The organism is Streptomyces roseus (assembly GCF_001044425.1).
GTDB classification, from domain to species: Bacteria; Actinomycetota; Actinomycetes; order Streptomycetales; family Streptomycetaceae; genus Streptomyces; species Streptomyces roseus.
This window is the reverse complement of sequence record NZ_LFML01000074.1, coordinates 55,512-64,342: the sequence shown is the minus strand read 5'-3', so window position 1 is coordinate 64,342 and position 8,831 is coordinate 55,512. Positions and strand designations below refer to the sequence as shown.

The 8,831-nt window shown below is 70.6% G+C and carries 7 protein-coding genes; 6 read left to right on the top strand and 1 reads right to left on the bottom strand.

Annotated elements, in window-relative coordinates; genetic code table 11:
- Window positions 1-28: 28 nt before the first annotated feature.
- Complete coding sequence (bldD, locus tag ACS04_RS19205) at window positions 29-529, bottom strand: transcriptional regulator BldD (RefSeq protein ID WP_007263032.1); 501 nt, start codon at window positions 527-529, stop codon at window positions 29-31.
- Window positions 530-794: 265 nt separating this feature from the next.
- On the opposite strand from bldD, the gene pyrR reads away from it, so the two are divergent.
- The 6 genes from pyrR (at window position 795) to carB (ending at window position 8,831) form a co-directional block, all read left to right on the top strand.
- A complete protein-coding gene (gene pyrR, locus ACS04_RS19200) occupies window positions 795-1,391 on the top strand; it encodes a bifunctional pyr operon transcriptional regulator/uracil phosphoribosyltransferase PyrR (protein ID WP_048477872.1) in 597 nt (198 codons plus the stop codon).
- Window positions 1,392-1,519: 128 nt separating this feature from the next.
- On the top strand, window positions 1,520-2,509 hold the full coding sequence (locus ACS04_RS19195) for an aspartate carbamoyltransferase catalytic subunit (RefSeq protein ID WP_048477871.1): 990 nt from the start codon (window positions 1,520-1,522) through the stop codon (window positions 2,507-2,509).
- 2 nt (window positions 2,510-2,511) lie between these two features.
- Entirely contained in the window at window positions 2,512-3,798 is a 1,287-nt protein-coding gene (locus tag ACS04_RS19190) for a dihydroorotase (protein WP_048477870.1), read from the top strand.
- On the top strand, window positions 3,795-4,376 hold the full coding sequence (locus tag ACS04_RS19185; protein WP_048477869.1) for a PH-like domain-containing protein: 582 nt from the start codon (window positions 3,795-3,797) through the stop codon (window positions 4,374-4,376). The genes ACS04_RS19190 and ACS04_RS19185 overlap by 4 nt, the downstream gene beginning before the upstream one ends.
- A complete protein-coding gene (gene carA / locus ACS04_RS19180) occupies window positions 4,373-5,530 on the top strand; it encodes a glutamine-hydrolyzing carbamoyl-phosphate synthase small subunit (RefSeq protein WP_048477868.1) in 1,158 nt (385 codons plus the stop codon). The genes ACS04_RS19185 and carA overlap by 4 nt, the downstream gene beginning before the upstream one ends.
- Window positions 5,523-8,831, top strand: coding sequence for a carbamoyl-phosphate synthase large subunit (carB, locus tag ACS04_RS19175; RefSeq protein WP_048477867.1), 3,309 nt, complete (start codon window positions 5,523-5,525; stop codon window positions 8,829-8,831). Before carA ends, carB begins: the two co-directional genes overlap by 8 nt.

The following is an 8,831-nucleotide window of genomic DNA, read 5'->3' as shown; positions in this document are numbered from 1 at the left end:
AACGTTTCTGCTGGTTCTGCGCCCGGGACTAGATGTCTTCGTGCGCCACGGCGCGACGCGCGTCCGCGTCGAGCACGCCCCAGCTGATCAGCTGCTCGGTCAGGACCGAGGGGGACTGGTCGTAGATGACGGCCAGGGTGCGCAGGTCGTCCTGGCGGATCGACAGCACCTTGCCGTTGTAGTCGCCGCGCTGGCTCTGGATCGTGGCGGCGTACCGCTGGAGCGGGCCGGCCTTCTCGGCGGGCACGCCCGCCAGACGCTCCAGGTCGAGGCGCAGCTTCGGCGGCGGCTCGGCGGCCCCGCCCGGGGTGGTACCCGGCAGCAGCTCCTGCACCGGAACCCCGTAGAAGTCCGCCAGCTCGGCGAGGCGCTGGACGGTCACGGCGCGGTCCCCGCGCTCGTACGACCCGACCACCACGGCCTTCCACCGGCCCTGGGACTTCTCCTCGACACCATGGAGGGAGAGGCCCTGCTGGGTGCGGATGGCGCGGAGCTTGGCCCCGAGCTGTTTGGCGTATTCGCTGGACATAACGCTCCCGGACGCTGTGACGCTGTGACGACATGGGCACTGACGACATGGACCACGTGCGGCTCCGCCGCGCGGCCTGGTAACTCACTGTGAGGTTACGCAGCGTTACTTGGATGCGTCAAGCCGAATGCTGTCGCACGCCCACGGACGAGGGGCGCCGCCCGGGCCCCGTGCCGGTTCCCCGTCCGGGCCCTGGTAACGTGGACCGCGTACATCAGACGTCCTTTAAGGTCCGTCCCGTGAGGCGGAGAAGGAGGTCCTTTTCATGGACGCTCAGGCTGCTCAGAACGTCGGTGCCCAGAGCACCGAGGCGATGCGCCCCGTGCTGGAGGCACAGGACATCGCGCGGGTGCTGACCCGCATCGCCCACGAGATCGTCGAACGCGCCAAGGGCGCCGACGACGTGGTGCTCCTCGGCATTCCCACCCGCGGTGTGTACCTCGCCCGCCGGCTGGCCGCCAAGCTCGAAGAGATCACCGGCACGAAGATCCCGGTCGGATCCCTCGACATCACCATGTACCGCGACGACCTGCGGCTGAAGCCCGCCCGCGCGATCGGCCGCACCGAGATCCCCGGTGACGACATCGACGGACGCCTCGTCGTCCTCGTCGACGACGTGCTCTTCTCCGGCCGCACCATCAGAGCCGCCCTCGACGCACTGGGCGACCTCGGCCGCCCCCGCGCCGTGCAGCTCGCCGTCCTCGTCGACCGGGGCCACCGCGAGCTGCCGATCCGCGCCGACTACGTCGGCAAGAACCTCCCCACGTCGCTGCGGGAGACCGTCAAGGTCCAGCTCCAGGAGGAGGACGGCCGAGACGCCGTGCTGCTCGGCCAGCGGACCGACACGGCGGCCGGGCAGTAGCCGGTACACGTGAGGGCCCCGACCGCGGGGGCCCGCGCGCGAGCCTGCCCGCAGGGCCCGCGCACCCCCTGGCCCCGCCGCCCCGCACCTCCCCCCGCTCTGACCTCATCGACCAACGGAGCACCCTGATGAAGCGCCACCTCATCTCGGCCGCCGATCTCACGCGCGACGACGCCGTCCTCATCCTCGACACCGCCGAGGAGATGGCCCGCGTCGCGGACCGGCCGATCAAGAAGCTGCCCACCCTGCGCGGCCTCACCGTCGTCAACCTCTTCTTCGAGGACTCGACCCGCACCCGGATCTCCTTCGAGGCGGCCGCCAAGCGGCTGTCCGCCGACGTCATCAACTTCTCCGCCAAGGGCTCCTCGGTCTCCAAGGGCGAATCCCTCAAGGACACCGCGCTGACCCTGGAGGCCATGGGCGCCGACGCCGTTGTCATCCGCCACCACGCCTCCGGCGCCCCCTACCGGCTCGCGACCTCCGGCTGGATCGACTCCGCCGTCGTCAACGCCGGCGACGGCACCCACGAGCACCCCACCCAGGCCCTGCTGGACGCCTTCACCATGCGCCGCCGCCTGGTCGGCCGGGACGCCGGCCTCGGCAAGGACCTGAACGGCCGCCGCATCACCATCGTCGGCGACGTCCTGCACAGCCGCGTCGCCCGCTCCAACGTGCAGCTGCTCCACACCCTCGGCGCCGAGGTCACCGTCGTGGCCCCGCCCACCCTGGTCCCGATCGGGGTCGAGAGCTGGCCCTGCGAGGTCTCGTACAGCCTCGACGACGTGCTGCCGAAGTCCGACGCCGTCATGATGCTGCGTGTGCAGCGCGAACGCATGAACGCCGCCTTCTTCCCGACCGAGCGCGAGTACTCCCGCCGGTACGGGCTCGACGGCGACCGCATGGCCAAGATGCCCGAGCACGCCATCGTGATGCACCCCGGCCCGATGAACCGCGGCATGGAGATCACCGCCGAGGTCGCCGACTCCGACCGCTGCACGGCCGTCGAGCAGGTCGCCAACGGCGTCTCCACCCGGATGGCCGTGCTGTACCTGCTGCTCGGAGGCTCCGAGCCCGCCGTCACCACCGCCAGCACGCCCCGTACCGAGGAGAGCAAGTAATCATGAGCAAGATCCTGATCCGCGGGGCGAAGGTACTCGGTGGCGAGGCGCAGGACGTCCTGATCGACGGCGAGACCATCGCGGAGGTGGGCACCGGCCTGTCCGCCGAGGGCGCGACCGTCATCGAGGCCGAGGGCCAGGTCCTCCTGCCCGGCCTCGTCGACCTGCACACCCACCTGCGCGAGCCCGGCCGCGAGGACTCCGAGACGGTCCTGACCGGCACCCGGGCCGCCGCCTCCGGCGGCTACACCGCCGTCTTCGCCATGGCGAACACCTTCCCGGTCGCCGACACCGCCGGCGTCGTCGAGCAGGTCTGGCGCCTGGGCAAGGAGTCCGGCTACTGCGACGTGCAGCCCATCGGCGCCGTCACCGTCGGCCTGGAGGGCAAGCAGCTCTCCGAGCTGGGTGCCATGCACGACTCCGCCGCCCGCGTCACCGTCTTCTCCGACGACGGCAAGTGCGTGGACGACGCCGTGATCATGCGCCGCGCCCTGGAGTACGTGAAGGCCTTCGGCGGAGTCGTCGCCCAGCACGCCCAGGAGCCCCGCCTGACCGAGGGCGCCCAGATGAACGAGGGCGTCGTCTCCGCAGAGCTGGGCCTCGGCGGCTGGCCGGCCGTCGCCGAGGAGTCGATCATCGCCCGCGACGTCCTCCTCGCCGAGCACGTCGGCTCCCGCGTGCACATCTGCCACCTCTCCACCGCCGGCTCCGTCGAGATCGTCCGCTGGGCCAAGTCCCGCGGCATCGACGTCACCGCCGAGGTCACCCCGCACCACCTGCTCCTCACCGACGAGCTGGTCCGCTCGTACAACGCGGTCTACAAGGTCAACCCGCCGCTGCGCACCGAGCGCGACGTGACGGCCCTGCGCGAGGCGCTCGCCGACGGCACGATCGACATCGTCGCCACCGACCACGCCCCGCACCCGCACGAGGACAAGGACTGCGAGTGGGCCGCCGCCGCCATGGGCATGGTCGGCCTGGAGACCGCGCTCTCCGTCGTCCAGCAGACGATGGTGGAGACCGGACTGCTCGACTGGGCGGGCGTCGCCGAGCGCATGTCCTTCGCCCCGGCGCGCATCGGCGGCCTGGACCACCACGGCCGCCCCGTCTCGGCAGGTGAACCCGCGAACCTGACCTTGGTCGATACCTCGTACCGTGGTGTGGTGGACCCCGCACACTTCGCCTCCCGCAGCCGCAACACGCCTTACGAGGGCCGTGAGCTGCCGGGACGCGTCACTCACACCTTCCTGCGGGGCCGGGCAACGGTCGTGGACGGGATTCTGGCGTGACACCTGCAGTGATCCAACTGGCCGCAGAGGCCGCCGAGCGACAGTCGGCGGAGGTGACGGACTGGGGCGCACGCATCGCGTGGGTGGTCGGCCTGCTCGTCTTCATCGCGTTCGTGTACTGGCTGATGCGGCAGGGCTGGAAATGGCGCGGCGCCCTGCAGAGCGATCTGCCGGAGCTGCCCGTCGCCCCCGGCGGCCTCCCCGAGCACCGGCTGGCCCTGACCGGCCGCTACCACGGGTCCACCACTGCGGGGCAGTGGCTCGACCGGATCGTCGCCCACGGTCTGGGGGTGCGCAGCCGGGTCGAGCTCACCCTCACCGACGCGGGCCTCGACGTGGTCCGTCCGGGTGCCACCGACTTCTTCGTACCGGCCGCGCAGCTGCGCGGCGCCCGCCTCGACAAGGGAATCGCGGGCAAGGTACTCACCGAGGGCGGTCTCCTCGTCGTCACCTGGGCGCACGGCGACAAGCTGATCGACTCCGGATTCCGCTCCGACCGCGCGGCCGAACACGCCGCATGGGTCGAAGCCGTCAATCTCATGAACCAATCCATCACGACGGAAGGCGCCGAACGATGACGACCTCCACCAGGGGAGCAGCCAAAGCTCCCGCCGTACTCGTCCTGGAGGACGGTCGGATCTTCCGCGGCCGCGCCTACGGCGCCGTGGGGGAGACCTTCGGCGAGGCCGTGTTCTCCACCGGCATGACCGGCTACCAGGAGACCCTCACCGACCCGTCGTACCACCGGCAGGTCGTCGTGATGACCGCCCCGCACGTGGGCAACACCGGCGTCAACGACGAGGACCCCGAGTCCTCCCGCATCTGGGTCGCCGGGTACGTCGTGCGCGACCCCGCCCGCATCCCGTCCAACTGGCGCTCGCAGCGCACGCTGGACGAGGAGCTCGTGCGGCAGGGCGTCGTCGGCATCAGCGGCATCGACACCCGCGCCCTCACCCGCCACCTGCGCGAGCGCGGCGCCATGCGCGTCGGCATCTTCTCCGGCGAGGCCGTCATGGACGACGCCGTACTGCTGGCGAAGGTCCAGGACGCCCCGCAGATGAAGGGCGCCGACCTCGCCGCCGAGGTCGCCACCAAGGAGGCGTACGTCGTCCCCGCGATCGGCGAGAAGAAGTTCACCGTCGCCGCCGTCGACCTCGGCATCAAGGGCATGACCCCGCACCGGATGGCCGAGCGCGGCATCGAGGTCCACGTACTGCCCGCCACCGCCACCGTCGAGGACGTGTACGCGGTCAATCCGGACGGCGTGTTCTTCTCCAACGGCCCGGGCGACCCGGCCACCGCAGACGGCCCCGTCGCCGTCATGCAGGGCGTCCTCGCGCGCAAGACCCCGCTCTTCGGCATCTGCTTCGGCAACCAGATCCTGGGCCGCGCGCTCGGCTTCGGCACCTACAAGCTGAAGTACGGCCACCGCGGCATCAACCAGCCGGTCCAGGACCGCACCACCGGCAAGGTCGAGGTCACCGCGCACAACCACGGCTTCGCCGTCGACGCGCCCCTCGACAAGGTGTCCGAGACCCCCTACGGGCGCGCCGAGGTCTCCCACGTCTGCCTGAACGACCAGGTCGTCGAAGGCCTCCAGCTGCTCGACCAGCCGGCCTTCTCCGTCCAGTACCACCCCGAGGCGGCAGCCGGCCCGCACGACGCCGCCTACCTCTTCGACCGTTTCACGTCTTTGATGAGCACCGCCCAGATGGAGGCCGAGCGTGCCTAAGCGCACCGATATCCAGTCCGTCCTGGTCATCGGCTCCGGCCCGATCGTCATCGGACAGGCCGCCGAGTTCGACTACTCCGGCACCCAGGCCTGCCGCATCCTCAAGGCCGAGGGCCTGCGGGTCATCCTGGTCAACTCCAACCCCGCGACGATCATGACCGACCCGGAGATCGCCGACGCCACGTACGTCGAGCCGATCACCCCCGAGTTCGTCGAGAAGATCATCGCGAAGGAGCGCCCCGACGCGCTGCTCCCGACCCTCGGCGGCCAGACCGCGCTCAACACCGCCATCTCCATGCACGAGCAGGGCGTGCTGGAGAAGTACGGCGTCGAGCTCATCGGCGCCAACGTCGAGGCGATCAACAAGGGCGAGGACCGGGACCTCTTCAAGGGCGTGGTCGAGGCCGTCAAGGCCAAGATCGGCTACGGCGAGTCCGCCCGCTCGGTCATCTGCCACACGATGGACGACGTCATCCAGGGCGTCGAGACGCTCGGCGGCTACCCCGTCGTCGTCCGCCCCTCCTTCACCATGGGCGGCGCCGGATCCGGCTTCGCCCACGACGAGGAGGAGCTGCGCCGCATCGCCGGCCAGGGCCTGACGCTCTCCCCGACCACCGAGGTGCTCCTGGAGGAGTCCATCCTCGGCTGGAAGGAGTACGAGCTGGAGCTGATGCGCGACACCAAGGACAACGTGGTCGTCGTCTGCTCCATCGAGAACTTCGACCCGATGGGCGTCCACACCGGCGACTCCATCACCGTCGCCCCGGCCATGACGCTGACCGACCGCGAGTACCAGCGGCTGCGCGACATCGGCATCGCGATCATCCGCGAGGTCGGCGTCGACACCGGCGGCTGCAACATCCAGTTCGCGATCGACCCGGCCGACGGCCGCGTCATCGTCATCGAGATGAACCCGCGCGTCTCCCGCTCGTCGGCGCTCGCGTCGAAGGCCACCGGCTTCCCGATCGCCAAGATCGCCGCCAAGCTGGCCATCGGCTACACGCTCGACGAGGTCCCCAACGACATCACCGAGAAGACGCCGGCCTCCTTCGAGCCGTCCCTCGACTACGTCGTCGTCAAGGCCCCGCGCTTCGCCTTCGAGAAGTTCCCGGCCGCCGACGCCACCCTCACCACCACCATGAAGTCGGTGGGCGAGGCCATGGCCATCGGCCGCAACTTCACCGAGGCCCTCCAGAAGGCCCTGCGCTCCCTGGAGAAGAAGGGCTCGCAGTTCACCTTCGTCGGCCCCGTCGGCGACAAGGACGAGCTGCTCGCCACCGCGGTGCGCCCCACCGACGGCCGCATCAACACCGTCATGCAGGCCATCCGCGCCGGCGCCACCCAGGAGGAGGTCTTCGAGTCCACGAAGATCGACCCCTGGTTCGTCGACCAGCTCTTCCTGATCAAGGAGATCGCCGACGAGCTGGCCGCCGCCGAGAAGCTCCACCCCGAGCTGCTCGCCGAGGCCAAGCGCCACGGGTTCTCCGACGTCCAGATCGCCGAGATCCGCGGCCTGCGCGAGGACGTCGTGCGCGAGGTCCGCCACGCGCTGGGCGTCCGCCCCGTCTACAAGACGGTCGACACCTGCGCCGCCGAGTTCGCCGCGAAGACCCCGTACTTCTACTCCTCGTACGACGAGGAGAGCGAGGTCGCGCCCCGCGAGAAGCCCGCGGTGATCATCCTGGGCTCCGGCCCGAACCGCATCGGCCAGGGCATCGAGTTCGACTACTCCTGCGTCCACGCCTCCTTCGCCCTCAGCGACGCCGGCTACGAGACCGTGATGGTCAACTGCAACCCGGAGACCGTCTCCACCGACTACGACACCTCCGACCGCCTGTACTTCGAGCCGCTCACGCTCGAAGACGTACTGGAGATCGTCCACGCCGAATCGCTGGCCGGCCCCATCGCGGGCGTCGTCGTGCAGCTCGGCGGCCAGACCCCGCTGGGCCTCGCCCAGGCCCTCAAGGACAACGGCGTCCCCGTCGTCGGCACCCCGCCGGAGGCCATCCACGCCGCCGAGGACCGCGGAGCCTTCGGCCAGGTCCTCGCCGACGCCGGCCTGCCGGCCCCCAAGCACGGCACCGCCACCACGTTCGCGGGCGCGAAGGCCATCGCCGACGAGATCGGCTACCCGGTCCTGGTGCGCCCCTCGTACGTGCTCGGCGGCCGCGGCATGGAGATCGTCTACGACGAGGACCGGCTGTCCTCGTACATCGCCGAGTCCACCGAGATCTCGCCGACCCGCCCGGTCCTCGTCGACCGCTTCCTCGACGACGCCATCGAGATCGACGTCGACGCCCTCTACGACGGCACCGAGCTCTACCTGGGTGGCGTCATGGAGCACATCGAGGAAGCCGGCATCCACTCCGGCGACTCGGCCTGCGCCCTGCCCCCGATCACCCTCGGCGGGCACGACATCAAGCGCCTGCGCGCCTCCACCGAGGCCATCGCCAAGGGCGTCGGCGTACGCGGCCTGATCAACATCCAGTTCGCGATGGCGGGTGACATCCTCTACGTCCTGGAGGCCAACCCGCGCGCCTCCCGCACCGTCCCCTTCACCTCGAAGGCGACCGCGGTCCCGCTGGCCAAGGCCGCCGCCCGCATCTCGCTCGGCGCCACCATCGCCGAGCTGCGCGAAGAGGGCATGCTCCCGAAGACCGGCGACGGCGGCACCCTGCCGCTCGACGCGCCGATCTCCGTCAAGGAGGCCGTCATGCCGTGGTCGCGCTTCCGCGACATCCACGGCCGCGGCGTCGACACCGTCCTCGGCCCGGAGATGCGCTCCACCGGCGAGGTCATGGGCATCGACTCGGTCTTCGGCACGGCGTACGCCAAGTCGCAGGCCGGCGCCTACGGCCCGCTGCCCACCAAGGGCCGCGCGTTCATCTCGGTCGCCAACCGCGACAAGCGCTCGATGATCTTCCCGGCGCGCGAGCTCGTCAACCACGGCTTCGAGCTCATGGCCACCTCCGGCACCGCCGAGGTCCTGCGCCGCAACGGCATCAACGCCACCATCGTGCGCAAGCTCAGCGAGGGCGAGGGCCCGGGCGGCGAGAAGACCATCGTCCAGCTCATCCACGACGGCCAGGTCGACCTGATCGTCAACACCCCGTACGGCACCGGCGGCCGTCTCGACGGCTACGAGATCCGCACGGCGGCCGTGGCCCGCGGCGTCCCGTGCCTGACCACGGTCCAGGCGCTCGCCGCGGCCGTCCAGGGCATCGACGCGCTCAACCACGGCGACGTGGGCGTGCGCTCGCTCCAGGAGCACGCCGAGCAGCTGACCGCGGCCCGCGACTAG